Consider the following 25,476-nt stretch of genomic DNA (forward strand, 5'->3'; position numbering starts at 1 on the left):
GCTCATGGGCATCACAATCGGCATCATCATCGCGTATCTACTGGGATCGCTTTCCACGGCCATTCTGGTCAGCAAGCTGCTGCGCCTGCCGGACCCGCGCACCACCGGCTCGAAGAACCCCGGCGCCACCAATGTACTGCGCTCGGGCGGCAAGACGGCGGCCATCATCACGCTCATCGGGGATGTCGGCAAGGGCTGGCTGCCGGTGTTCGTCGCCCTGCAACTGGACCTGTTCCCCGGCTGGGCGATCGGCCTGATCGGCCTGGCCGCCTTCCTCGGGCACGTGTTCCCGGTGTTCTACCGCTTTCAGGGCGGCAAGGGCGTGGCCACCGCACTGGGCGTGATGCTCGCCATCAGCCCGCTGGTCGGCGGCCTGGTCCTTCTCACCTGGCTGGTCGTTGCCGCCATCTGGCGCTATTCGTCGCTGGCTGCCCTGGTCGCCGCCGGCATGGCCCCGGTGTACATGGTCCTGCTGGGCATGGACCACTGGATCAGTGCCGCCGTGGCCCTGATGAGCGTGATCCTGTTCATCCGTCACGACAGCAACATCCGCCGCCTGATGCGCGGGGAGGAATCGCGGATCGGCCAGAAGGACAAGGCCCCGGCGGCGCCAAAGGAATAACCCTTCGGCCTGCGGACGGGTTTACAGCCCCATCCGCAGCCCCCTTCATGCCACCGCGGGCGGCGCCAGCTCCGCCAGCGGCCAGCGCGCCCGCGCCGCCACCACCGGCGCCCCGGTTTCCGTCACCTGGCCGGCCTGCAGTCGCCGCAGCCCGGCCAGCGCGATCATCGCCCCGTTGTCGGTGCAGAATTCGGGCCGCGGGAAATACACTGGCACCCCCTGACGCTGCGCCATGGCCTTGAGCCCGGCGCGCAATGTCGTGTTGGCCGCCACGCCACCGGCGACCACCAGCGCCGGGGCCTCGGTTTGCTCCAGGCCGCGCCGGGTCTTCTCCACCAGGGTGTCGGTCACCGCTTCCTCGAAGGCGCGGGCGACATCCTCCGGCCGGTAGACCTGTTTCTTCAATGCGGTCAGCACCGCGGTCTTCAGACCGGAGAAGCTCATGTCCAGCCCCGGGCGGTCGAGCATCGGGCGCGGCAGGCGCAGGGCGTCCGAGCGCCCCTGCTCGGCCAGACGCGCGAGCGCCGGCCCACCCGGATAGCCCAGCCCCAGCAGCTTGGCGGTCTTGTCGAAGGCCTCGCCCGCGGCATCGTCGATGCTCTCGCCGATCAGGTCGTAGTCGCCCAGGGCACGCGCATGAATCAGCTGGGTATGCCCGCCGGAGACCTGCAGCACCAGGAACGGGAAATCGAGTCCGGTATCCTCCAGAAACGGCGCCAGCAGGTGGCCCTCCAGGTGATGCACGGCCAGCGCCGGGATGCCCCAGCCCCAGGCCAGGGAGCGCGCCACCGAGGCCCCGGTCAGGAGCGCCCCCAGCAACCCCGGCCCACCGGTGTAGACCACCGCATCCAGGTCGTGGCCGTCCACGCCCGCCTCGTCCAGCACCGCGCTCACCAGCGGCAGCAACCGCTGAATATGATCGCGCGAGGCCAGCTCCGGCACCACGCCGCCGTAGACAGCGTGCAGGTCGGTCTGGCTGTACAGCCGGTGCGCAAGCAGGCCCCGGTCCGCGTCGATCAGCGCCACACCCGTCTCGTCGCAGGAAGTCTCGATGCCCAGTACGATCATTGCGCAAGCATGCCGGGTTTCACGGGCCGCACCAAGCAGCCCCTGTGCGTCCGCGCCATTGCGTTGGGACAAGCGCTCACAGTCGCCCCCGGCGATCCGGGATCCCGTCCAGCGGCAGATGTTCACAATCGCGACCCAGGGCCATCACCTGAAAACGCTCGCCCATCTCCCCGGGCAGCGTCAGCATGCGCACGGCCTGAGCGGCCTGCATGGTCACACGGGCATCCTCGCCGCTGCCGACGCGCGCCTCGAAACGCCCTGGCAGCCCCGCCCCCAGCAGGAATTCGCCCTGTGCGGCATAGGCCAGCACGTCGAGACCCGCGGCGTCCGCCGCCTCTGCAACCCCGGTGAAATCCACGCTCGCGGTCAGATCCATCAGGCCCGGATAAGCCAGCGGGTCCTGGATCATCTGCTGGCGGTAATACCCCACCAGCGTACCCTGGTGACGCTCCGGGGCGTAGTAGGCGCTGCGCGGAAAGCCATAGTCCACGATCACGGCGACCCCCTGCTCCAGGAAGTCGGCCAGCGCGGTCACCCACGCGGCCTGGGCCGGGCGCCATTCGGAGAGGTAGCCCTCGGGCCACGGGCCATGCTCGGCCTGGAGCCGCGCCACCGGCTCGGCGAGGCCAGGCGGGGCCGGGCGCTCGGCCAGGCTCAGGGTGCCGGCGGCATCGGTCGTGATCCCGACCTGCCAGACCCGGCCTTCACGCCAGCGGAAGAGCTCCACCGGCAGGGCATCCAGCACCTCATTAGCCAGAACCACACCGCGCAACGGGGTCTCGGGCAGGGCATCCAGCCACGCCACCCGGGCGTACTCCGCGGGTTCAAGCGCAGCCTCGAGGTGGGCCTGCTGCCGCGCCCGCAGGTCCGGACTGACCTCGACGATCCAGTAGCGCTCCCACGCCACCCCGAGTTCGCGCAGCGTGGTGATCACATCCCCCGCGAGCCGGCCGCTGCCGGCGCCGAATTCGAGCAGTGTGCCGGTGCCGTTCAGATCGTCCCGCAACACCGGGGCCAGCCAGGTCGCCAGGGTCTCGCCGAACAGGGGCGACAGCTCCGGCGCGGTGACGAAATCGCCCCCCTCGCCCAGCTTGTGCGCCCCGTTCACGTAATAGCCAAGCCCCGGCGCATACAGCGCGGCCTGCATGTAATCGACGAACGGAAGGAACCCCTCGCCGGCGACGACACTCTGTTGCAGGGAGGCGTGCAGACGCCGGGCGATATCGGCGGCCACCGGATCGGCCGGGGCGTTTGTGCTAGGTTTCGGCGGCATCATGACGACGAATGGTACCAACCCGGGGGCAGGCGTGGCGCAGGTACAACCCGACAGCATGGACACGACTTCCGGGGAGGCACGGGTGGTGCTGGTCACCGGGGCCGCGCGGCGGGTCGGCGCAACCATCGTGCGCGGGTTGCACGCCGCCGGGTTGCGGGTACTGATCCACTACCGCGGCTCGCGCACGGATGCCGAAGACCTCGTCGCCGAACTGAACGCGGAGCGCCCGGACAGCGCCCACGCCCTGCAGGCCGACCTCCTCGATCTGGAGGCCATCGAACGCCTCGCGCGCGAGGCCGAGGCGGCCTGGGGCCGCCTGGATTTCCTGGTCAACAACGCCTCGACCTTCTACGCCACCGCCGTGGGCGAGATCACCCAACAGAGCTGGGACGACCTGATCGGGTCCAACCTGAAGGCCCCGACTTTCCTCACCCAGGCCTGCAATCCGGCGTTGCAGCGTCAGCAGGGCGCGGTCGTCAATATCGTCGACATCCATGCGCTGCGCCCGCTAAAGGGCTACCCGGTGTACTCGGCGGCCAAGGCCGGGCTGTGGGCCCTGACCCAGGCCTACGCCCGCGAGCTGGGGCCGGACGTGCGGGTCAACGGCGTTGCCCCCGGCGCGATCCTCGCCCCCGAGGAGGCCGAAAACACTGGCACCCACGAGGCAATGATTGAACGCACCGCACTCAAGCGCGAGGGCACCCCGGAGGACATCGCGCGTACCGTGCGCTTCCTGCTGCTGGACGCGCCCTACATCACCGGCCAGGTGATCCCGGTGGACGGCGGCCGGTCGGCATCGCAGTAGCCGCGCCCCCGTCCCGCCGCGCTACACTGGTCCCAACCGAGCATTTGCGCCAGGAGACTGCAGCATGATCGATTCCAAACGCTTCGACGACCTCGCCCGCCGCATCACCGAAAGCCTGCCGGAGTCGGTACGCCACATGCAGGAGGACGTGCAGCGCCAGGTCCGCTCGTCGCTGCAAAGCGGCTTCGAACGCATGGACCTGGTGACGCGCGAGGACTTCGACATCCAGGTGGCCCTGCTGGAACGCACCCGCGAACGCCTGGCGGAGCTGGAGGCGCGGGTCGCCGCGCTGGAAGCCCGCCCGAGCGACGAGACCGGGCAGTAACCACCATCTGAAACCACCCGCCGGGCACGGAAGCCGGGCGGCAGAACGGAGGGGCACGGATGCCCGTCACCATCGCCTACGCCCGCGCCATCGACGGCATCCACGCCCCGCTGGTCACCATCGAGACCCACCTGGCCAACGGGCTGCCGGCCTTCCAGATCGTCGGCCTGCCCGAGGCGGCGGTGCGCGAAAGCCGTGACCGCGTGCGCGCGGCGATCCAGACCAGCGGCTTCGAATTCCCCCGGCGCCGCATCACCGTCAACCTGGCCCCTGCCGACCTGCCCAAGGACGGCGGCCGCTTCGATCTCGGCATTGCGCTGGGCATCCTGGCCGCCAGCCAGCAGATCCCGGCCGCAGCGCTGGCCCGGCACGAGTTCCTCGGCGAGCTGGGGCTGGACGGCACCTTGCGCCCGGTGGGTGGCACCCTGGCTGCCGGACTTGCGGCAGCCGACGCCGAGCGGGCGCTGGTGGTAAACCCGGAGGATGGGGCGGAGGCGGCCCTCGCCAGCCGCGCCCGGGTCCTCACCGGGTCGCACCTGAGCGCCGTCTGCGCCGCGCTGGCGGGGCACGAGGCCCTGGTGCCGGCACAACCGCCCGAGCCGTCCGCACCCGCGCACCCCGACCTCGCCGACGTGCGCGGCCAGCACCAGGCGCGCCGGGCTCTGGAGATCGCCGCCGCCGGCGGGCATCACCTGCTGATGGTCGGCCCACCCGGGAGCGGCAAATCCATGCTGGCCGCGCGCATCCCCGGCATCCTGCCGCCAATGGACGAGGCCGAAGCCCTGGAGACCGCGGCCATCCACAGCCTGCGCGGCAGTTCGCACCTGCGCCAGGACTGGCGCGCGCGTCCGTTTCGGTCCCCGCACCACACCGCCTCGGGCGTCGCGCTGGTCGGTGGCGGCAGTACACCACGCCCCGGCGAGATCTCGCTCGCGCACCAGGGCGTATTGTTCCTCGACGAACTCACCGAATTCAGCCGCTCGGTGCTCGACGTACTGCGCGAACCGCTGGAGAGTGGCGTCATCCACATCTCGCGCGCGGCCCGCCAGGCCGAGTTTCCGGCCCGCTTCCAGCTGGTCGGTGCGATGAACCCCTGCCCACAGGGCTTCGATTGCGACCTCGCCGAACGCTGCGAATGCACCCCGGAGCAGCGGGCCCGCCACCGCAAGCGCCTTTCCGCACCGTTACTCGACCGGATTGACCTGGCCATCGAGGTCCCGCGCATCCCACCCGGGGACCTGGCCGGATCGGCCGACGCATCCGAAGACTCGGCCTCCGTGGCGAAACGCGTCGCGCGGGCCCGCAAGGTGCAGCGCGAGCGCCAGAACGGACTGAACAGCGCACTCGATGGCTCAGCCCTGGACCGGTACGCCGTCCTCGGCACGGCTGACCGGGAGCTGCTGGACAAGGCTGCGGAACGCTTCCGCCTCTCCGCGCGGGCCTACCACCGCATCCTGCGGGTGGCGCGCTCCATTGCCGATCTCAACGACGCCAAGGCGATCGCGACCCAGCACCTGACCGAAGCTCTGAGCTATCGCGCCCTGGACCACTGGCGCACGCAATAGGAGGCACCAAAAGAGAAACCCCGCCCAGGCGATACCTGGGCGGGGTTTTGTACTGCCGTTCCTACGGGAACGATCAGTCTTCGAAGGTCGCCACGTAGACGGCCAGGTCGGCGATGTCCTCGTCCGACAGGTTGGCCGCATTCGGCGTCATCAGCGCGGTCTGGTCGCCAACGGTCTCGCCGGCGCGGTAACGCACCAGCTTGTCGGCAATGTACTCGGCATCACGACCGGCCAGCTTCGGGAACACCGGGGTACCCTGACCCTGGGCACCGTGGCAGGCAACACAGGTGTTGTAACGCGACTGACCGCGCTCCGCATCACCATCTTCAACCGCGATGGCGGCAACCGCTTCGGCCTCTTCTTCGGCCGCCGCTTCGCCAGTCTCGGTAGTGGCGACCGGCTCTTCGCCCCCGGCAGCGTCTTCGGCGGCGGAATCGCCATTGCCGTTATCACTGCCTTCGTAGTCGTGATCGACCCCGGCCTCGTCCAGCATGTAGGCGACCACGTCGCGCATCTGCTCGTCGCTCAGGCTGGGATCGCCACCGCGCGCCGGCATGGCGCCGATGCCGTTGATCGAGTTGGCGAACAGGGTGTCCAGGCCCTTGTCGTTCAGGCGATTGCTCCACTCGTCGGTGTCGTCCTTGATTGGGGCGCCGGAAACACCAGTGTCATGGCAGGCCGCGCAGACGTTCGAGTAGAGGTCGCCCGGGGTCAGGTCCGCGGCTTCCTCGGCGCTATCCACCTGGCCGGACACCACCTGACCGATCGGCGCGATGCGCTGGGCGACGCGCTCGTCACTCACGGTGTCGGGCTGGGACACCTGCATGCCGGCAAGCCAGCCGGCCAGGTGCGACACCAGGAAAAGGACCGTACCCAGCAAGGCCAGGGACGCAATAAACAGCAACACCTTGTTCCCGGTGTCCATCTTGATCGGTTGATTTCCCACTTCTCTCCCTCCGAGATCCCGGCCTTGAGCGGCCATGTGGTGTGCTATTCGAAAGCCCTCGCGCATCAAGCGCAAATCGGGCGCAGAGTATAGGGCATCATGCAAACCACGACCACAAACCGAGTGTGGCGGTCAAATATGGCTGGACGCGTCAAAGCTCGCGCCCGTATCATTGCAGATCTTGCGCCCGTAGCTCAGCTGGATAGAGTACTGCCCTCCGAAGGCAGGGGTCGCAGGTTCGAATCCTGCCGGGCGCGCCATCATGACGACGAAGAAGGGCCCATTGTATGGGCCCTTCTTCGTTATGCGGATGGATCCCGGGGCCGGACGCCCCTTCTCCAGCCGAGGCCCGCTGAACGGGACAACCGATCCGCCCCACCCGGACAATCCCCAGTCTCTGCACATCGCAGACGACCGCCTTGCCCTCGCACTGCCCGATCAGACAACAGGCCCCACGGCCGCAGCCGGCAGCTCGACCTGCTGACACTGGCTCATGATCTGCATGAGAACGATCACGCGCTCCTCTCCGGTACGGGCGAGAAACAAGGCCTCGCGCCCCTGGAACGGCCCATCCGTGATGGTGACCGGCTGCTGCGGGGCAAAGTCACTGTCACGGGTAAGGTCGAGACAGCCGCTCTCGGGGTCCAGGCGCAGGCGGATCCCCTCGATGACCGGCTCGGGAACCGGCACCGGGCTGGAGCCAAAGCGCACCAACCCAAGCACGCCGCGCGTGGAGCGAATTGGGGCCCAGTTTTCTGCGACGTCGCAAAGCTGCGCGAAAAGGTAGCGCGGAAACAGGGACTCGGTGACGGCGGTGCGACGCCCCCCGCGACGAATGGGCCGGCGGATCAGCGGCCGGAACGTGCGATACCCCTGGCGGTCGAGATTCGCCTCGGCGCGGGCTTCTTCCCGGGGTTTGCATTGGATGGTGTACCAGTGTTTCAAGGGGACCTCGTCGCAGCAGTGCGCCGGCAATTGCGCACCAGCCATAGCATCAGCTCACTCTAATGATAGGCCGACTGGCAGCGAACGTGCGTAGTTGCATCACGAAACTGGATGCACAGGGTTGCCGGGGCGATCGGCTACTGCCTTGATCTGGATCAAATTCGACAGCCCGGGGCAGCGCTAGCTTCAGAGGTGCAACAACACCTCAGGAGAACCCTCATGCTGACCGAAATCATGTTCCAGTCGCCCATCGGCATTCTGACCATCATCACCCTGCTGGGGATCGTGGCGTTCTTTGGCTACGTGGGCTATTACATCATCCACGGCATGCGCCAGGACAAGCAGCGCGAGTAAGACATCCGCGCCCGCCGGCCAGCGGCCACACACAACGGCCGCCCATGAAAACGCCCGCGCAAGGCGGGCGTTCGATGTGCCACTTCAGCCAGCGGGGCTCAGGTGTGCTGGTCCCCGTGGTACAAGCGCACGACGTGCCGGGCCTCGGCGAAGAACAGCCAGCGCTCCATGATCACACCCGCCAGGGCCGCGACCAGGCCGAGCCAGGCCACGATGGCCGGCACGCCGGACAGGATCGCGGCGAACACCAGGATCGGGGTACCGAACGCGAGCAGGAACACGCCCATCTTCAGGGTGTCGGTGGTGTTCTTGCCTGCATCGTAGCCAAACTCGTCGGTCAGGAAGGTACCGGCGGTATGCCCGGTATCCAGCAAGCGCACGGTCGCGCGGTTGAAGGTGGTGGCGGTGTTGATGGTCGGGCCGGTCACGCGGGAGATCCAGAAGTAGTAGATCCCCTTGAGGACGCCAGCGATCAGCAGCAGCACGATGGCCACGCCCGCATGCATCGCGGTGGCGTTGCCGAACACACTGGCAATGGCGGCGAAGGCGACGGCACCGGTGGCCACACCCAGAAGGATGTAGTTGGCCGGGGTCAGCGCGGTATTCCACTGGCGGATGGTCTTCAGGCAGCCGTAGATCATCCCGGTGGAGAACAGCGTGACCACCGCCAGCACGGCGGCGATGGCGCCAGCCACTGCGGCCAACGGACCGACTTCGTGGCCCTGCAGCAGCACGCCGAGGCCATAGATCGCGGCGAACGGGTAGAACAGCACGGCAAATACCGCCTCGCGCGAGAGCCAGGAGGTCTTGAAGCGCATGAAGGAACGCCAGGCGTTCTTCTTGTTCGCCAGGTGGCCGGTGGACAGCATGAGCCCGACGGTGATCATGCCCAGGGCCGCAACCCCGTGCGCGATCAGCTCGCCATGGCTCATGGCCGGGCCGATGCCCGCGAGATGGAAGGCCACCAGCAGCAGGAACAGGCCGTAGCCCGCACCGGAGATGACAGTAAACAGAATGACGGAAAACGCCGGATGCATGGTTTTCTCTCCCCGATCGGGCGCGCTTAGCGCGCCACCATCTTGTTGACCCAGTCCTTCACCGACGTGATCAGCGTGTTGGCACGCACGTCGTCGGTGGGGATGGAACGGGTGATCCGCGGCGGCAGATAGGTGTTGACCGGCTTGTAGCCAAGTTCGGGCATCTGCTTCACGCCGCCACGTTCGCGGACCAGGCGGCTCACTTCGGAGGCGTCGTCATCGAAATCGCCGAAGAAGCGCGCGTGCGCCGGGCAGGTGATCACGCAGGCGGGCTGACGCTCTTCCGGCGGCAGCTGCTCGTCGTAGATGCGGTCCACGCAAAGCGTGCACTTCTTCATCACGCCGTCTTCGCGGTCGAGCTCGCGAGCGCCGTACGGGCAGGCCCAGGCGCAGTAGTTGCAGCCCATGCACTTGTCCTGATCGACCAGCACGATGCCGTCTTCCGGACGCTTGTAGGAGGCGCCGGTCGGGCAGACATTCACGCAGTCGGCATGCTCGCAGTGCATGCAGGACATCGGGATGTTGACGGTCTTGTTGTTGGGGTAGTCCCCGACCTCGTAGTGGCGGATGCGGTTGAACCACACGCCGCTCGGGTCCTCGCCGTAGGGGCGATAGTCGGTCAGCGGACCCGTGGTGCCGCTGGTGTTCCACTGCTTGCAGGCCACCGCGCAGGCGTGGCAGCCCACGCAGGTGTCCATGTCGATTACGAGTCCAAGTCGCATGGTTGGTACTCCCTCAAATCGTTCGTGCGGGCAAGCCCCGCGATGGCCGTGAGGCCGTCGCGGAACCGGGCCGGATCAGTTTTTCTCGTCGTCCAGCGAACCGCGCGTGAGCACGTCGCGGATGTCGCGGTTCAGGTGCACGGGCTTGTGCGCGTGGTAGCGCAGCTGGTCCGGCGATTCGGACATGCCCGGCGTGGCCTTCACCTCGTCGAACTGCGGCCAGGCGCTCTGCTCGTCGGGACCGGCCGGGGTGATCTTGACCTTGAGGTCGTACCACGCGGCCTGCCCGGTGACCGGGTCGGAGTTGGTGATGTTGTCGATCGGGTCGCCCTTCTTCGGGAGCAGCTCGCTGATCAGGTGATTCATCAGGAAGCCCTTCTGCGACTCGTTCGCCTCCGGCTTCAGGCCCCAGGCGCCCTTCTGCTTGCCGATGGCGTTCCAGGTCCAGACGGTGCTGGGCTCGCAGCCCTCGATCAGCTTGACCTGCACGCGAATCTTGCCGTTGTGCGACTCCAGCCACACCCAGGACAGATCCTCGATGCCCATGGACTCCGCCTTCTGACGGTTCATGTACAGGTAGTTCTGGGCGCAGATCTGGCGCAGCCAGGCGTTCTGCGAATCCCAGGAGTGGTACATGAACATCGGACGCTGGTTGACCGCGTAGAACGGGTACTCGTCCTCGTCGATCCGGGTCTGCTCCAGCGGCTTGTGCCAGATGGGCAGCGGATCGAAGTACTGGGTCAGCCGGTCCTTGTGCTCCTGCTTGGTCGGTTGCGGGCCGTCGTACAGGCCCTGGCCGGCCAGCTTGAAGCGCTGCTGGGTCTCGGAGTAGATCTCGATCGTGATCGGATCGGTCTTGCCCACCCAGCCGGCGTGCTTGGCCAGCTCCAGGTAGTCCTTGTTGGCGTAGCGGTAGAACTGCTGATTCGGCGCCAGGTGGTACAGGAAGAACCCCTGGTTCTCGATGTACGCCTCCCACTGCTTCGGGTTCGGCTCGCCGCGCAAGTGGCTCTGGCCGTCCTTGCCGCGATAACCGGACAGGAAACCGATACCCGGCTCCTTCTCGAAGTTGACGATGAAGTCCTTGTAGTCCGAGAACTTGCGGCTGCCATCGTCCTTGGTGAACGCCGGGAACTTCAGGCGCCCGGCCAGCTCGACCATGACCTCCTGCCACGGCCGCACGTTGCGATCGGGCTCGAGGATCGGGTGACGGATGGAATCCGCCGCCGCGGCCGGCTCGGAGATCGGGCGGTCGAGCATGGAGATGGTGTCGTAGCGCTCCAGATAGGTGGTATCCGGCAGCACCAGGTCGGCGAAGCTGACCATCTCGGAATTGAACGCATCCGAGACCACCAGGAACGGGATCTTGTACTCGCCGTTCTCGTCCTTGGACCGCAGCATGTCCATCACTTCGGCGGTGTTCATCGTGGAGTTCCACGACATGTTCGCCATGAAGAAGATCAGGGTGTCGATCGGGTACGGGTCGGCGTTGACCGCATTGGTCACCACCATGTGCATCATGCCGTGGTTGGACACCGGCGCATCCCAGGAGAAGGCCTTGTCGATGCGCAGCGGGTTGCCGTCGTCATCGATGACCAGATCCTCCGGCGCGGTCGGGAAACCGAGCGGCGGGCTCTTCAGCGGGGTGTTCGGGGCGCATTCCTTGGCCGGCTTGATGCCCGGCGGGATGTGCTTCGGATATGGCGGCTTGGCCAGGTGACCGCCGGGGCAGTCCACCGAGCCGAGCATGATCTGCAGCAGGTGGATCGCGCGGCAGGTCTGGAATCCATTGGAGTGCGCGGAGATGCCGCGCATCGCGTGCATGGACACCGGACGCCCGAACACCTTGTCGTGCTTGCGGCCCCAGGAGTCGGTCCACTCGATGTCGAGCTCGATGGTCTCCTTAAACGCGACGTGGGCCATCTCCAGCGCCAGGCGCTCGGTCTGCTCGGCCGGGATGCCGGTCACCGCGGCGGTGTTCTCCGGGGAATACTCGTCCGCCAGGTAACGTTCGGCCAGCAGGGTCATCACGGTCTTGACCGGGCGGCCGTCCGGGGCGGTGTACTCGCCGAACAGGGCCGGCTTGATGTCGACCTGGCTGCCGTCGACGAAGGCCTCCTTCTCCAGTTCCCAGACCTGCGGGTTGCCGGCCTCGTCACGCAGGATCAGGCCGTCGCCCTTCTGGCCCGGGGTCTGCACCACCAGCTGGGTGGCGTTGGTGTAGCGCACCAGGAAGTCCCAGTCGAACTGGTCGTTCTTCAGCAGCACGTGCAGCATCGACAGCGCGAACAGGCCGTCGGTGCCGGGCTTGATGCCCACCCACTCGTCGGCGATCGCCTGGTAGCCGGTGCGCACCGGGTTGATCGCGACGAACTTGCCGCCGCTGCGCTTGAGCTTTTCCAGCCCGATCTTGATCGGGTTGGAGGCATGGTCTTCCGCCACACCCCAGAGCATGTGGTACTTGGTGCGATCCCAGTCGGGGTCGCCGAATTCCCAGAAGGCGAAGCCCGTGGTGTACAGGCCGCCGGCGGCCATGTTCACCGAGCAGAAGCCACCGTGGGCCGCCCAGTTGTAGGTACCGAACTGGGTTGCCCACAGGCCGGTCAGGGCCTGCATCTGGTCACGGCCGGTGAAGAACGCCAGCTTGCGCGGGTCGGTCTCGCGGATCTTCTGCAGGCGCGCGGACAGGGTGTCCAGCGCCTCGTCCCAGGAGATCGGCTCGAACTCGCCAGCACCGCGCTCGGTGCCCGGCTTGCGGCGCATCGGCTGGTGCAGGCGCGCCGGGGACTGCTGCTTCATGATCCCCGCGTTGCCCTTGGCGCAGAGCACACCCTTGTTGATCGGGTGGTGCCGATTCCCCTGGATGTAGCGGACCTTGTTGTCCTGGACGGTAACCTTGATACCGCAACGACAGGCGCACATGTAGCAGGTGGTGTACTTGATCTCCTGCTCGCCGTGCTTTTCGAATTCGGGCAACGCGCTCATGGGGGCGACCTCGTGATCTCGGTTCAGTTATGCATCGCGCATTGTGGACGGAGCGGACACATTCTGCCAACGAGTCTTTTCTATTTGCGGATAAGCCAGAATTATCGGGTGAAGATTTTTTTTATTGTGACGCGAATCCACAGATGATTTGCACGTTCATGTGGCAAAGACGGCAAAATGATCTACGATGTGTACCACGGAACATATCGCCCCACTCGACGTTACAGGCCCGCCAATGGAACACGCCGACACCCCCACGGAAGGAAACGCCCTGATCGACGCCTTCGGTCGCCGCATCGAATACGTGCGCCTGTCGGTCACCGATCGCTGCGATCTGCGCTGTTTCTACTGCATGCCCAAGGGCTTCAGTGACTTCGAGGAGCCGGAACACTGGCTCAGCTTCGAGGAGATCGAGCGCGTGATGGGCGCCTTCGGTCGCCTCGGCACCCGTCGCGTGCGCCTGACCGGCGGCGAGCCCCTGGTGCGCAAGAACCTCCCGGATCTGGCCGCGCGCCTGAATGCCCTGCCCGGCATCGACGATATCTCGCTGTCCACCAACGCCACGCGCATGGCGCGCCATGCGCAGGAGCTGAAGGATGCCGGCGTCGACCGGATCAACGTCAGCCTCGATTCGCTCAAGCCCGAGGTCTTCAAGGAGATCACCGGCGGCAAGCTGGAGAAGGTGCTGGACGGGCTGATGGCCTCCAAGGCCGCGGGCCTCGCCCCAATCAAGATCAACATGGTCGTGATGGGCGGGATCAACGAGCCGGAGGTCGAGGACATGGTCGACTTCTGCATCGAACACGGCTTCACCCTGCGCTTCATCGAGACCATGCCGATGGGCGACACGGGCCGCCAGGCGAAAGAGGGCCATTACGTGAACCTGCAGGATGTGCGTGCCCGCCTGGAGCCGCGCTACAACCTGGTGCCCGGCGTGATGCCCGGGGGCGGCCCGGCGCGCTACATGCAGATCCCGGATACCGATGTGCGCATCGGCTTCATCACCCCGATCTCGCAGCACTTCTGCGACACCTGCAACCGCGTGCGCCTGTCGGTGGACGGCACCATCTACACCTGCCTCGGCAACGACCACAGCCTGAACCTGCGCCCCTACCTGCGCGAGGGCTGCACCGATTCGGAACTGGAGGACCTGGTGATCCAGGCCATCAACCTGAAGCCGGAACGCCACGAATTCTCCGAGCGCCCGGAGAAAGTCCTGCGCTTCATGTCCATGACCGGGGGCTGAGGCCCGGCCAGCCGTCATCGCGAGAGCATGCCGCAGGAACGAGAAAGGCCCGCTGAAAGCGGGCCTTCTGCATGCCGGGAGGGCTGCGAGCCGCTTCAGTCGACGGCGCCTTCCGGCGGCAGCTTTTCCTTCATCGAGTCGGACAGCGGCACGTCGTGCACCACCAGCACCGGCAGGCGCGCATTGCGCACCAGCCACTCGGTGGCAGAACCGGAGAGCATGTTGGAGATCTGGCTGCGCCCACGGGTCCCCATCACGATCATGTCCGCACCCCACTCCTCGGCGTGGCGGGAGATTTCCTCGGGGGCGCTGCCCACGGCGATGGCGACGTCGTCGTCTGCCTCGGCCCACTCCTGCATCTGGGCACGCACCTTCTCCTCCGCAGCATTGCGCATGTCCTTCGCGTTCAGCGGCGACGAGCCCGCACCACTGAACGCACCGGCAGAGCTGGGACCGGCCACGTCCGACGGCTTCATCACATACAACAACCGCTTCTTCGCCCCCGGGCAGTGCTGGCGGGCAATCGCCAGGGCCGAGGCCGAAGCGGGCGAGAAGTCGATGGCGATGATGACGCGCTGCAGCATGGGGATCCCCTTTGTGATCGCATGAAACCGACCCGGCGTACGCGCCCGGGGTCATGAAAACTTCAGAACCGACTACATAGAGTGGTACAATTTCGCGCCTTTCCTGAGCGGTTCTCAGTCTGTACTGGCACCGAACCGCTTGCAACCGCGCCATCCACTGGTGGCAACCGGGCCCGGCTACTTCCCGGGGAAACGCCGATCCAACCCTTCGCGTGGATCCGCGCCTCCCAAAGTCTCTGGTACCTGTTCGTTCACCCGTTGATCCCGACCCTAGTCGGCTTCGGCGCGCACCGGTATTGGGGAACGCAACGTGCAGCAGACCATACAAGACTTCCTGTCCCGCCAGCGCAAGGTCTGGTTCTTCAATGTCCGCGGCGACCTGATCGCCGGGATCGTGGTCGCACTGGCCCTGATCCCCGAGGCGATCGCCTTCTCCATCATTGCCGGCGTCGATCCGAGCGTGGGCCTGTACGCCTCGTTCACCATGGCCGTGGTGATCGCCTTCGCCGGCGGGCGCCCCGGCATGATCTCGGCGGCAACCGGGGCGATGGCCCTGCTCACGGTCACGCTCGTGGCCGAGCACGGGCTGCAGTACCTGCTGGCGGCCACCATCCTGACCGGGATCATCCAGCTCCTGTTCTCGTGGGCCAAGCTCGCGCGCTACATGATGTTCATCCCCCGAACGGTGCTGGTCGGCTTCGTCAACGCGCTGGCGATCCTGATCTTTCTCTCCCAGGTGCCGTATCTGGTCGATGGCGACACCACCATGTGGGCGCTGGTCGCGGCCGGCCTGATCATCCTCTACGGCCTGCCGATGATCCCGGGCTACCCGAAGCTCCTGCCGCCACCGCTGGTCGCGATCATCGCGCTAACCGCCGTCGTCTACTACATGGGCATGCCCACGCTGGAAGTCGGCGACATGGGCGACCTGCCCTCCGGCCTGCCGGTGTTCCTGTTCCCAGACATCCCGTGGAACCTGGAGACCCTGCAGATCATCTTCCCGACCGCCTTCGCGCTGGCGATCGTTGGTCTGCTGGAGTCGCTGCTGACGGCCTCGATCCTCGATGACCTGACCGACACCCCCTCCGGCAAGAACCGCGAGGCCCAGGGCCAGGGCATCGCCAACATCGTGACCGGCTTCTTCGGCGGCATGGCCGGCTGCGCGATGATTGGCCAGTCGGTCATCAACATCAAGTCCGGCGGTCTCGGTCGGCTGTCGACCCTGTCGGCCGGCCTGTTCCTGCTGTTCTTCATCCTGGTGCTGGGCGATCTGGTCTCGATCATCCCGATGGCCGCACTGGTCGCGGTGATGATCATGGTCTCCATCGCCACCTTCGACTGGGGCTCGCTGACCACGCTGCACAAGTTGCCGCGCACCGATGCCGTGGTGCTGATCGTGACCGTCGCGGTCACCGTGATCACCCACGACCTGTCGATGGGCGTGTTCGCCGGCGTGCTGCTCGCCGCGATCTTCTTCGCGCGCAAGATGGTCAAGGCGGTGGAAGTGAAGAGTGACCTGTCGGAGGACGGCAAGACCCGTATCTACACCGTTCGCGGCCAGCTCTTCTTCGTCGCCGTGGACAAGTTCATCGACAGCTTCGACTACCGCGAGCGCATCCATAACGTCGAGATCGACCTGACCCGCGCCTCGCTGTGGGACAGCTCGGCCGTGGCCGCGATCGACAAGGTGGTCGGCAAGTTCCGCCGTAACGGCATGGAGGTCGACGTGAAGGCCCCGCGCGGCGAGAGCGGCGAACTCCACGACAAGCTCGCCCTGCACGACAAGGGCGCCGACCTGGGGCCGGGCGGGCACTAATCCCGCCGTTCGCCTTCGGCACCGTCATTGCGAGGAGCCGAAGGCGACGCGGCACAAAAGCAGCGGAGCTGGGTTGAACGGCCGCAGGCCGGCCCGAAGGGCGTGCGGAGCGAGTAACCGCCATCCGGAACCACCGGCTCCCGATTCGGTGCCAGCTTTGGGAGGTTGCCACGGCCCTGCGGGGCCTCGCAATGACGGTGCCAGGGGCGGCGCCCGGGAGCCAGAGAGATTGGACCTCGTGCCCGAGCGTGGCAGGCTAGGCGCATGATGAATCTGCGCCGGCCGGCACCCCCGACCGATCCCAGGGCCGAACGCGAGCGCATTCGGCGCGCCCTGATGTGGCCCATGCTCGGGGCCGGCATCCTGATCGCGATCCATGCGCTGCAGGAGCTGACCGGCGGTGACTGGTCACGCCTGGGCATCCTCCCGCGCGACGCGGTCGGGGTGCTGGGCATCATCACCTCGCCGCTGATCCACGGCTCCTGGGGGCACCTGCTGGCCAATGTCCCGACCCTCTGGGTGCTAGGCATGCTGACCCTCTACGGCTTTCCCCAGGCCACGCGCACGGCGGTGCCGCTGATCTGGCTGATGGGCGGACTGGGCGTGTGGCTGTTTGCCCGCGAGGGGCTGCACATCGGGGCGTCCGGCCTTACCCACGGTCTGATGTTCTTCGCGGTCGTGATCGGGATTCGCCGCCGCGATGCGCTGTCCATCGCGCTCGCCATCATCATCCTGTTTCTTTACGGCAGCATGCTGTGGGGCGTGTTCCCCAGCGGGCCCAAGGTGTCGTTCGAGGCACACCTGTTCGGCGCGGTGGTGGGCGCGGTCTGCGGCGGGTTGCTGTACCGGCGTGACCCGTTACCCCCGGCGCGCCGATCCTCCTGGGAGGACGACGACGAGACCGACCCGGAGACCCTGCGCAAGATCGAGCAGGGGCGCCTGGACGAGATCGAGCCCGGGAAGTCGTCGGACGAGCCGTGGCATCGTGATTAGCCGGACACGTGTGCTGATGCGGTTCGCTACGCTCAGCGCATCCTGCGATGATGCTTCCGGCCCCGCCGGTCACAGGGTGCCGTGAGCGCAGCGAACCACACCGACCCCACCCCTCTCACTGTCCGAAATACATCCGCACCCCCGCCATCAAGGTCAGACCCGGCGCTGGCTCGTAGTAGCGGCCGCCCGCCGCATTGATCCGGATGTTGTCGACATTGTCCGCATCCAGCAGGTTGTTGGCGGCGACGAAGGCCTCGGCGCGGGTACCTCCCTGCTGCCAGAACCGGCCGGCGCGCAGGTTCAGCGTCGTCTGCGGCCCCACCTTCTCCGTGTTCGCGTTATCCGCGTAACGCGACCCCACATGCAGCGCGTCCACGGTCACGAACCAGGGGCCGTCGCGCCAGTCGGCCTCGACGAACAACTGCTCGCGCGGCAGCCCCGGCATCCGGTTGCCGTCATGGCGAACACCCTCGGCATCCTCGAACTCGCGAAAACGGAAACGATTGAGGCTTGCAGCGGCGCTCAGGGTCCACTGTGGGTTCAACCGCCAGTCTGCGCTTAGCTCAACGCCATCGCGGGCCGTGCGCCCGGCGTTGGTATAGAACGTCCGGTCGCCCTGACCTTCAAGCTGGTACGGCGACAGCTCGTCGCGCACCCGGGTAGCGTAGACCGAGGCCTCCCAGGAGAGCTGCGGATTCTCGCGCCGGATACCGACCTCGATACTGCGCGCCCGTTGTGGGTCGACCTCGGGATTAAAGCCGCCTCCGCCCTCCGGATTGGCAAACTCGGTGAAGGTCGGGGTCTCGAAGTTGGTCGCCACATTCACGTAGGCGCGATACTCGGGCCGGAAGTGCCAGATCAGCCCGGCCATGCCGCTGGTCTCGTCAAAGGTCCGCCGGCCTGATCGGTCCGTGACGTCATTACCGTCGTCAAACCGCTCGACGAAGTGATCGTCGATGGACATGCGAATACGATCGTGACGGGCGCCGGCCACCAGGTTCCAGTCCGACCCGAGTGCGGTATCGGTCTGCACGAACACACCGCGCGAGCGGGCCCGCTCACGCTGGTCAAGCGCCAGACGGTCGAACGATTCCGGAGCCCGGTCGGCACACTCGCCTTCGTCTGGATCGAAAACCAGCCCGACAGAACAACGGCGAGTGCGGTCATCGCGCTGTTCTTCCAGGTCGATGCCGGTTAGCACACGGGTCGCCCCAACGTCGCGCTCGTACTGGGCATTGACTCCAAAGAAATCGCGCTCGTAGGCGACGCGGGAATCACCGGGGAAGGGCAACTGCTGCGCATAATCGCGCTGGGTCCAGAATCCGCCCAGGCGCAGCTCGCCCCCGGCCAGCGGCTGCTCCCATTGCAGGCCGGTGGTCAGCTGCTCGGCGGACTGGGTACTGTCCAGCGCCGTGGCCAGCGGGGCCGCGGCACGCCGGTCCTCGCGCATCTCCTCGCGGGTCAGGCCGCCGGGGTCATCGGTGCGCGGCGCATCCAGGTAGCGCAGGTGAAAGTTGAGGGTGCCGGCTTCCAGTTCCGAGGCGGTGTGCAGGCGCAGATAGCGCTTCTCGGCGGTGGACTGTTCGCGGTAGCCGTCGATGGCGAAATCATGTGCGGTCAGGGAATAGCGGTGGGTGCCGTGGTCCTGCTCCGCCACCGCCTCGGCGCGACGATAGCCGTAGCTGCCCAGCAGCACCCCGCCGCCGAAGCCGCGCGGATCCCGCCCATCGCGGGTGCGCGCAGCGATCACGCCGCCGGAGGCATTGCCATACAACGCCGCGCTGGGCCCTCGCAGCACTTCAATGTCGCGCAGATTCAGCAGATCGATGGCATCCACCTGCGACTGCCCGTCCGGCGTGGTCTCGGGGATCCCGTCCTGCAGGATGCGCAGTCCACGCACCCCGAACGGGGCGCGCGAACCGAACCCGCGGATCGAGATTCGCGCATCCTGGGCAAAGTTGTAGCGGTTCTGCGCGAACAGCCCCGGCACACGGTTGAGCGCCTCGTCCAGCTGCAGACCCTGGCGCCCCTCGGTGGCCTGGCGGTCGTCGACCCGGCTGACCGCCGCCGGCAGATCCGCCAGCGGGGTCGCCAGGCGCGGCGCCGTCACCGTGATCTCGACCGGATCAAGCACCGGCGGCGCCTCATCCTCCGCGCCGCTTGCCTGGGATACAACCAGAAGGGGCCACAGCATCCAGCCAATCAGGCGGGGGATCGTCGACTCCGATGCTTCCAATGCCGCACCTCCTCTCGCTCGCCCCGAGACCTCCAGTAGACCGGAAACCGGCTCCTCATCGGAAGGACCCATCGCCTTGCGGCGGGTTCCGTTCGAAGCCGTGTCATTTCCGCAACGGTGTGGCCTTTTAACGGGATCTTCATCAGCGCTTAACCGGGGCGTCACCCGGCCTCCCCATGCTTGCGCCCTGTCGAGAGGCACTCGCGTCTCGCCAACGTTCAAACGCAAATAGGGGAGAAATCCATGAACCGCAAGCACCTGCTGACCAGCCTGATCGCCGCCGGCCTGGTCGTCCCGGCCCTGGCCACCGCCGACTGGACGCTGTACGGCCGCGCCCACCTGTCCGCCGACATCCTGGATGACGGCGCCGAATACAACGAATTCAACGTCTCGAGCAATTCCAGCCGCCTGGGCTTCAAGGGCGAGCGCGAGTTCCGCGAGCAGCTGGTCGGCATGTTCCAGATCGAGCAGCAGATCGATTTCGACACCAACGGCACAAACTTCGCGACCCGCGACACCTTTGTGGGCCTGAAGGGTTCCGAGTGGGGCATGCTGCGCATCGGCAAGTTCGACACCCCGTTCAAGCGCGCCCGTGGCCCGGCCAACTTCTTCGGCGACCAGGTCGGCGACATGCGCAACCTGACACGTACCAATGCTCACGGCCGCTACGACGAGCGCTTCAACAACAGCATCCACTACCAGACCCCCAGCTTCGGCGGCCTGACCTGGAACATTCAGTACTCCAACGAGACCAGTGATGCCACCACCGGGGATGGCGCGGAGAACAAGGCCTACTCCACCTCGCTGAACCTCAGCATGGGCGATCTGACCGGTGCCCTGGCTTACGAAAAGCAGGAAAATGGAGCCAACGATCCGGATGCCTGGCGCCTGGCCGTCGGCTATCGCATCACCCCCGCCTTCCGCGTCGGCGCCTTCTACCAGAACTCTGAAGTCGACAACACCCGCACGGTCGGCGGCAACCTGGTGACTCCGGACATCGAGGCCGATGTGTACGGCCTTGGCGGGCAGTTCCGCCTGACCCCGAGCATGTACCTGAACGGTCACGTCTTCCAGCTGGATTCCGACCTGGACGATGCCGACGCCACCATGTATGCCCTGGGTCTCGAATACCGCCTGGATAGCGATCTGCGCTTCTACGGCAACATCGCGATGGTCGACAACGACGACGCCTCGGCCCTGACCCCGTGGGGTGCGGCGCGCTCCGCCGGTCCGGGCGGCACCGAAGGCGAGAACGCCACGGCGCTGTCCATCGGCATGCGTTACGACTTCTAAGTCGCGGCAGCAGCCCGCGCCCTGAAGCCCGGGAGAGCTGGGTACGGGCTGCACACAAAAAACCCCCGCCGGATTACGCCCCGGCGGGGGTTTCTCGTTCGGCACAGGCTTGATGACTAGCGGGTTACGCGCCAGCCATTGCTGCCTTCTACCATACGAATCTCGTCGGCAATCTCTTCCGTATTCCCGCGCCCATCACTGAGCGTGGCCTCGATCGTGCAGTCATAGGCTCGACCTCCGTCCACTTCGGCACAGTTGCGGCTGTGCACGTCAAAGCTGACATCCTCCGCCGGCATGCCCATTTGCGCCATCTCCTGAGCCATCTGGTCGGTGGCCGCCTGCAGCGCCTGCTCCACATCACCGGTCGACGGACCGCCGGAGCACCCCGTCAGCAGAAGGCCGATCCCTGCGGTGGCCAGCATCATCTTTGTCTTCATCGTTCACTCCTCCTTGTGCATTGCGGGACACACCGGACGCGCGCCCCGAATCCGTCCATGCCTAGTTCAGCATCTGTTCCGCCAGCGCGGCATAGATCACCTGGTTCGCCTCGTCACGGCCTTCGCCGCGGAAGCGAACAAAATCGACATTGTCGTGCTCCGGGTTGACCGGGACCCGCTCGTAATCGGCATATCCTTCGTCGAGCTCGACCTGGAACAGGGTCAGGATGGTTTCCATCCTCCGGGTGATGCCACGCTGGCGATGCTGGGTAACGAGGATCGCCGTGCCTCCGCGCGCGCCCAGCGGGAATACGTGGTCATCGCTCATCTCGCCGATCGGCTGCACGTGCTCAGCCATCGCGTCCGCGAGCAGCGCCCGGGCGTAGGCCCGCTGGGCGGAGCTCAGCGCGTTGCGCTCGTTCGAATAGCTGGCAAAGGGCATCGTACGGTTGTCGAGCTGCCGGGTCTGGCGGTCCAGCGAGGTGGCGCGGCGGTCGAGCCGTACCTCTTCGTTGCGCAGATCGCGGCGGGTGCCGTAACGGTTCTCCGCGACGACGAACCGATCATTCAGGGCATCGCGGGCCTCGTCGAGATCGCCGCGCAGGGTTCCCTCCGGTGCGGCCCCACGGCCGAAGGAACCCCGGAAGCCTAGAGTCTCTCCGAGTTCGTAGTAGTCAAGCAGGCCGGAGAGAAGAATCGGGTCCAGGCGCTCATGCACGGTGTCATTGCCCCTGTACGGGCGCGAGGAGACCATCACGCAAACCCCGTGCGTATCTCGTGCATCCACCTGCAATGGGTTCCCTGCGTGCGGGCAGTCGCGACTACGGTCGACTTCCCAGGAACGCCACGAATACCCGTTGAATTCGCTAATCGCACGGACCGGGAGCTCGTACTCCATGATCGCTTCGTTCATGGCATCGAGGACTGCTTCCGCGAGCGCTTCCTGCTTGGCCTCAACGGCCTCGACCTCGGCCTCCCGGGCCTCCACCACCTCGCGCTCGTCTGCGACGAAGGCGTCGATCCCCGCGAGCTTCTCATCCAGGGCCTCGCGCTCGGCCGCCAGCTCCGTGCGCGCCTGTTCCAGCTCCGCACGGGCCTCGGCCTGATCGCTCTCGAAGGCTTCGCGGTTTGCACGGCGCTTGTCGATTAACGTCACGTAGGCCCGCTCGAGCTCGGCCGCGGCCTCACCCTCGTACATCAGGGCCAGGTCGGCAGGCTTGTCCGGCTCTTCATCCAGTCGCTCGGAGAGTTCGTCCAGGTGTTCACCGAGTGGTTGCACGGCCGCTGCGGCGTCAGGGGACAACATGAACGACCAGCCCGCATCGAGACTGCCGAGAACTTGCTGCCGGAACTCGGCCTGATCGGCGATCGCCAAACCGCCGAGATCGAATTCGGCTTCGTCGGGATAGGGGGAACTGCAACCCGTGGCGAGCGCCAGGGCAACGGCGGGCAGGACGCCCGCGAACAATACGCGGTTCATGAACGCAATCCTTTGCTGGGACCCCGGCTCTCCGTGCCAGAGGATTGGGGCCAGCCTAGCCGGCCCGTCGCGCAGCGGTCAATGCCGGCGGGCGTCGGGCCGGCAATGCCCCAGGTTCAGTCGCGCAGGTGCTGGTTGACGAAGCGGGTGACGCGGATCATGGCGTCGCGCGATGCGAGGTCGTCGGCGAAGGTGCGGTTGTTGCCGTTGCGGAAGTCGAAGCCGCGGCCCACGCCCGGGTATTCGATCCAGTGCACTTCGCCCCCGCGGCTTGCGAGGCCGTCGGCGGCCATGCGCGCGGTGCGGTGGCGCTGGTACTGCTCCTCGTCGCCGATCAGGATCATCATCGGGATCTCGAGCTCGTTGACCTCGTTGGCGTAGCGATACACCTGGTGCGGCTCGCCCAAGTTCGGGTCCTGCAGGTGCGGGTAGTAGCCGGCCCAGCAGGCGACATCCTCGACCTGGCGCTCGAAGGTGACGGCGACCTTGAGCGCCTTGTAGCCGCCACGGGTGATGGACACCAGACAGGCACGGTCACCCACGATGTCGTCGCGTTCCAGCAGCACGTCCAGACCGCTGTTCAGATCACCTTCCAGCTCGTAATCATGGTCCAGCGGATGACTCTCCATAAAGCGGCCGGTGTACAGATCCGGCGCCAGCACGACGAAGCCGCGCGCGGCCAGGCGCTTCACATGCAGTTCGGCCAGATCGTCCAGGCCGCGCCGGCCATGGGTCCAGAGGATTGCGGGATAGTCCTCACCGTCCGCCGGACGGGCGACCATCGCCGGAATGCCGATGCCATCGCGCTCGTATTCGATGCGTTCGATCGCCACCTCGTGGTTTTCGAGATCGGCGTACATGACCCCGTCCTCCCACCAGTCGTCGTCCCACCACCAGTTGTCGGAACCGGTGGTTTCATCGGCCGCCAGCGGGGCCGAGATCAGGGCCGTGGCGGCCAGCAGACAGAAAGAACGCAGCACTGGAAACATCGGAAACCTCTCGTGGTGGACGTACGGACGCGATCGCCCTCGAAAGACGGACGGCGCGGGTGCTTTCTTCCGAGGGTAGTGCAATCCCGCAGGCCGTGCCCATCCCGCCAGGTTGGGATCATGCGCCGCCGGGAAACCCCAGCTGGCGCCAGGCCTCGTAGACCACCACCGCGACGGCATTGGAGAGGTTGAGGCTGCGGCTGCCCTCGCGCATCGGGAGACGCAGGCGATGCGCCGGCGGCAGGGTCTCCAGGACCGACTCCGGCAGACCGCGCGTCTCCGGGCCGAACAACAAGGCATCGCCATCGCGGAAGATCGGGGCATCGTAGCGGGCCTGCCCGCGCGTGGTCATGGCGAAGACCCGGCCAGGCTGCACCGATTCCCGCCACTGGTCGAGGCTGTCATACTCTTGCACCCGGGCCAGCTCGTGATAGTCGAGCCCGGCGCGGCGCGCCCGCGCACTGTCCAGCTCGAAGCCGAGCGGGTGGATCAGGTGCAGCGCCGCCCCGGTATTGGCCGCCAGACGAATGATATTGCCCGTGTTCGGCGGGATCTCCGGTTCATAGAGGACGATGTGAAGCATGAGTGATTCGCGCACCGATCCGCGGCTGGCCCTGGAATTCTGCGGCCTGCATTTGAACACGCCGCTGGTGCTGCTGTCCGGCTGTGTCGGCTTTGGCGAGGAATACACCCGCGTGGCGGGTTTCTCCAACCGCGATGCCGGGGCCATCTGCCTGAAGGGCACCACGGGCGCCGCGCGGCTGGGCAACGCCCCGCATCGCGTCTACGAAACCCCGGACGGCATGCTGAACGCCATCGGCCTGCAGAACCCCGGGGTCGATCACGTGGTGGACCACACCCTGCCGCAGCTGGATTTCGACGAGACGCGCTTCTTCGCCAACGTGTCGGGCTCCACCCTCGAGGAGTACATCGAGGTCACCCGGCGCTTCGACGACTCACCGATCGACGCCATCGAGATCAACATCTCCTGCCCCAACGTGAAGGAAGGCGGCGTCGCCTTCGGCAATGACCCGGACATGTCCGCCCGGGTGGTCGAGGCCTGCCGCAAAGTCACCTCCAAGCCGCTGATCACCAAGCTCTCGCCCAACCAGACCGACATCGCCGAGAATGCCCGGCGCTGCATCGAGGCCGGCACCGACGCCTTTGCGGTCATCAACACCCTGATGGGGATGGCAGTGGACGTGGAAAACCGACGCGCGGTCATCGGCAACAACCAGGGCGGCCTGTCCGGCCCGGCGATCAAGCCGATCGCGCTGCTGAAGGTGCAGCAGGTCTATCAGGTGGCCGCGCCACACAACGTGCCGATCATCGGCCAGGGCGGCGTGATGAATGCCACCGACGCTCTGGAATTCCTGATCGCCGGCGCCAGCACCGTGGGCGTGGGCACGGGCCTGTTCTACGACGCACTGTGCCTGCCGAAGATCCTGCACGGCATCAGCGACTACATGGACCGCCACGGCTACACGCACGTGCGCGACCTGACCGGCACCCTGCAACTGAACGGTGCCGTTTCCGCCTGCGCCCCGCCCGCTCCGCAGGATCCCACCACCTGAAAGGCCGGTTCACTAAAGAGCCTGTTGACCACGAAGGACACGGAGAAAGGCGCCAATTTTTCAGAGGGGTAGGATGCGTTGAGCCATGCGAAACGCATCGGGGGCGAGCCACCCCGTGTGGCCGATGCGTTTCGCATGGCTCATCGGCATCCTACCCGTAACAAAACGATCCCTGGTT

General features: G+C 66.4%; 23 protein-coding genes and 1 tRNA gene. 11 read left to right on the plus strand and 13 right to left on the minus strand.

The window, feature by feature from the left end:
* Positions 1–4 precede the first annotated feature (4 nt).
* Positions 5–622, plus strand: a complete 618-nt coding sequence (gene plsY / locus TVD_RS12870; protein WP_018168903.1) for a glycerol-3-phosphate 1-O-acyltransferase PlsY — start codon at positions 5–7, stop codon at positions 620–622.
* Between the two features lie 45 nt (positions 623–667).
* Here the strand turns inward: plsY and tsaD are convergent, their stop codons facing one another.
* Together tsaD and TVD_RS12880 are read right to left on the minus strand one after the other, a co-directional pair.
* On the minus strand, positions 668–1,690 hold the full coding sequence (gene tsaD / locus TVD_RS12875) for a tRNA (adenosine(37)-N6)-threonylcarbamoyltransferase complex transferase subunit TsaD (protein ID WP_019563098.1): 1,023 nt from the start codon (positions 1,688–1,690) through the stop codon (positions 668–670).
* Positions 1,691–1,766: 76 nt separating this feature from the next.
* The gene (locus TVD_RS12880; RefSeq protein ID WP_047251979.1) at positions 1,767–2,966 is read right to left on the minus strand and encodes a class I SAM-dependent methyltransferase; all 1,200 of its coding nucleotides are present in this window, start codon (positions 2,964–2,966) and stop codon (positions 1,767–1,769) included.
* Positions 2,967–3,048: 82 nt separating this feature from the next.
* On the opposite strand from TVD_RS12880, the gene TVD_RS12885 reads away from it, so the two are divergent.
* The 3 genes from TVD_RS12885 (at position 3,049) to TVD_RS12895 (ending at position 5,661) form a co-directional block, all read left to right on the plus strand.
* The gene (locus TVD_RS12885; RefSeq protein ID WP_047251980.1) at positions 3,049–3,771 is read left to right on the plus strand and encodes a pteridine reductase; all 723 of its coding nucleotides are present in this window, start codon (positions 3,049–3,051) and stop codon (positions 3,769–3,771) included.
* A 64-nt stretch (positions 3,772–3,835) separates the two neighbouring features.
* Complete coding sequence (ubiK, locus tag TVD_RS12890) at positions 3,836–4,096, plus strand: ubiquinone biosynthesis accessory factor UbiK (RefSeq protein ID WP_018145076.1); 261 nt, start codon at positions 3,836–3,838, stop codon at positions 4,094–4,096.
* 59 nt (positions 4,097–4,155) lie between these two features.
* Positions 4,156–5,661 (plus strand): YifB family Mg chelatase-like AAA ATPase, encoded by a 1,506-nt coding sequence (locus TVD_RS12895; protein WP_047251773.1) that lies wholly within the window; start codon positions 4,156–4,158, stop codon positions 5,659–5,661.
* A gap of 73 nt (positions 5,662–5,734) precedes the next feature.
* Here TVD_RS12895 and TVD_RS12900 read toward each other — a convergent pair whose 3' ends face one another.
* Positions 5,735–6,607 carry a c-type cytochrome gene (locus TVD_RS12900; protein ID WP_047251774.1) on the minus strand — a complete coding sequence of 291 codons (873 nt, stop codon included), beginning with the start codon at positions 6,605–6,607 and terminating at the stop codon, positions 5,735–5,737.
* A gap of 183 nt (positions 6,608–6,790) precedes the next feature.
* Between TVD_RS12900 and TVD_RS12905 the strand changes: the two genes are divergently transcribed.
* Positions 6,791–6,867 (plus strand) — tRNA-Arg (locus tag TVD_RS12905).
* 178 nt (positions 6,868–7,045) lie between these two features.
* Here TVD_RS12905 and rfaH read toward each other — a convergent pair.
* Positions 7,046–7,597, minus strand: a complete 552-nt coding sequence (rfaH, locus tag TVD_RS12910) for a transcription/translation regulatory transformer protein RfaH (protein WP_052772681.1) — start codon at positions 7,595–7,597, stop codon at positions 7,046–7,048.
* Between the two features lie 174 nt (positions 7,598–7,771).
* Here rfaH and TVD_RS15010 point away from each other — a divergent pair, with 174 nt between their 5' ends.
* Complete coding sequence (locus TVD_RS15010; protein WP_018937428.1) at positions 7,772–7,906, plus strand: hypothetical protein; 135 nt, start codon at positions 7,772–7,774, stop codon at positions 7,904–7,906.
* A gap of 98 nt (positions 7,907–8,004) precedes the next feature.
* Here the strand turns inward: TVD_RS15010 and TVD_RS12915 are convergent, their stop codons facing one another.
* From TVD_RS12915 to TVD_RS12925, 3 genes are all read right to left on the minus strand, one after another.
* The gene (locus TVD_RS12915; protein WP_047251775.1) at positions 8,005–8,943 is read right to left on the minus strand and encodes a dimethyl sulfoxide reductase anchor subunit family protein; all 939 of its coding nucleotides are present in this window, start codon (positions 8,941–8,943) and stop codon (positions 8,005–8,007) included.
* Positions 8,944–8,969: 26 nt separating this feature from the next.
* On the minus strand, positions 8,970–9,665 hold the full coding sequence (locus TVD_RS12920; RefSeq protein ID WP_038032074.1) for a 4Fe-4S dicluster domain-containing protein: 696 nt from the start codon (positions 9,663–9,665) through the stop codon (positions 8,970–8,972).
* Positions 9,666–9,740: 75 nt separating this feature from the next.
* Positions 9,741–12,650: a molybdopterin oxidoreductase family protein gene (locus tag TVD_RS12925; RefSeq protein ID WP_018168893.1), complete on the minus strand. Its 2,910-nt coding sequence runs from the start codon at positions 12,648–12,650 to the stop codon at positions 9,741–9,743.
* A 235-nt stretch (positions 12,651–12,885) separates the two neighbouring features.
* Between TVD_RS12925 and moaA the strand changes: the two genes are divergently transcribed.
* A complete protein-coding gene (gene moaA, locus TVD_RS12930) occupies positions 12,886–13,896 on the plus strand; it encodes a GTP 3',8-cyclase MoaA (RefSeq protein WP_047251776.1) in 1,011 nt (336 codons plus the stop codon).
* A 95-nt stretch (positions 13,897–13,991) separates the two neighbouring features.
* On the opposite strand, the gene TVD_RS12935 is transcribed toward moaA, so the two are convergent.
* Positions 13,992–14,480, minus strand: a complete 489-nt coding sequence (locus tag TVD_RS12935; protein WP_018145067.1) for a universal stress protein — start codon at positions 14,478–14,480, stop codon at positions 13,992–13,994.
* 310 nt (positions 14,481–14,790) lie between these two features.
* Here TVD_RS12935 and TVD_RS12940 point away from each other — a divergent pair, with 310 nt between their 5' ends.
* Both TVD_RS12940 and TVD_RS12945 read left to right on the plus strand, forming a co-directional pair.
* Positions 14,791–16,296 (plus strand): SulP family inorganic anion transporter, encoded by a 1,506-nt coding sequence (locus TVD_RS12940; RefSeq protein WP_047251777.1) that lies wholly within the window; start codon positions 14,791–14,793, stop codon positions 16,294–16,296.
* A 264-nt stretch (positions 16,297–16,560) separates the two neighbouring features.
* Positions 16,561–17,289, plus strand: coding sequence for a rhomboid family intramembrane serine protease (locus tag TVD_RS12945; RefSeq protein ID WP_047251778.1), 729 nt, complete (start codon positions 16,561–16,563; stop codon positions 17,287–17,289).
* Between the two features lie 115 nt (positions 17,290–17,404).
* On the opposite strand, the gene TVD_RS12950 is transcribed toward TVD_RS12945, so the two are convergent.
* Positions 17,405–19,525 carry a TonB-dependent receptor family protein gene (locus TVD_RS12950; RefSeq protein WP_047251779.1) on the minus strand — a complete coding sequence of 707 codons (2,121 nt, stop codon included), beginning with the start codon at positions 19,523–19,525 and terminating at the stop codon, positions 17,405–17,407.
* A gap of 243 nt (positions 19,526–19,768) precedes the next feature.
* Between TVD_RS12950 and TVD_RS12955 the strand changes: the two genes are divergently transcribed.
* Positions 19,769–20,818, plus strand: a complete 1,050-nt coding sequence (locus TVD_RS12955) for a porin (RefSeq protein WP_047251780.1) — start codon at positions 19,769–19,771, stop codon at positions 20,816–20,818.
* Between the two features lie 116 nt (positions 20,819–20,934).
* Here the strand turns inward: TVD_RS12955 and TVD_RS12960 are convergent, their stop codons facing one another.
* The 4 genes from TVD_RS12960 to TVD_RS12975 form a co-directional block, all read right to left on the minus strand.
* A complete protein-coding gene (locus tag TVD_RS12960) occupies positions 20,935–21,255 on the minus strand; it encodes a hypothetical protein (RefSeq protein ID WP_047251781.1) in 321 nt (106 codons plus the stop codon).
* A 61-nt stretch (positions 21,256–21,316) separates the two neighbouring features.
* Positions 21,317–22,735 (minus strand): flotillin family protein, encoded by a 1,419-nt coding sequence (locus TVD_RS12965; RefSeq protein WP_047251782.1) that lies wholly within the window; start codon positions 22,733–22,735, stop codon positions 21,317–21,319.
* 116 nt (positions 22,736–22,851) lie between these two features.
* Entirely contained in the window at positions 22,852–23,724 is an 873-nt protein-coding gene (locus TVD_RS12970; protein WP_047251783.1) for a dienelactone hydrolase family protein, read from the minus strand.
* A 118-nt stretch (positions 23,725–23,842) separates the two neighbouring features.
* Positions 23,843–24,307: a tRNA (cytidine(34)-2'-O)-methyltransferase gene (locus tag TVD_RS12975; protein ID WP_047251784.1), complete on the minus strand. Its 465-nt coding sequence runs from the start codon at positions 24,305–24,307 to the stop codon at positions 23,843–23,845.
* On the opposite strand from TVD_RS12975, the gene TVD_RS12980 reads away from it, so the two are divergent.
* Positions 24,306–25,298 (plus strand): dihydroorotate dehydrogenase, encoded by a 993-nt coding sequence (locus TVD_RS12980; protein WP_018937436.1) that lies wholly within the window; start codon positions 24,306–24,308, stop codon positions 25,296–25,298. The genes TVD_RS12975 and TVD_RS12980 overlap by 2 nt on opposite strands.
* Positions 25,299–25,476: the final 178 nt, after the last annotated feature.

The organism is Thioalkalivibrio versutus (genome assembly GCF_001020955.1).
Lineage (GTDB): Bacteria > Pseudomonadota > Gammaproteobacteria > Ectothiorhodospirales > Ectothiorhodospiraceae > Thioalkalivibrio > Thioalkalivibrio versutus.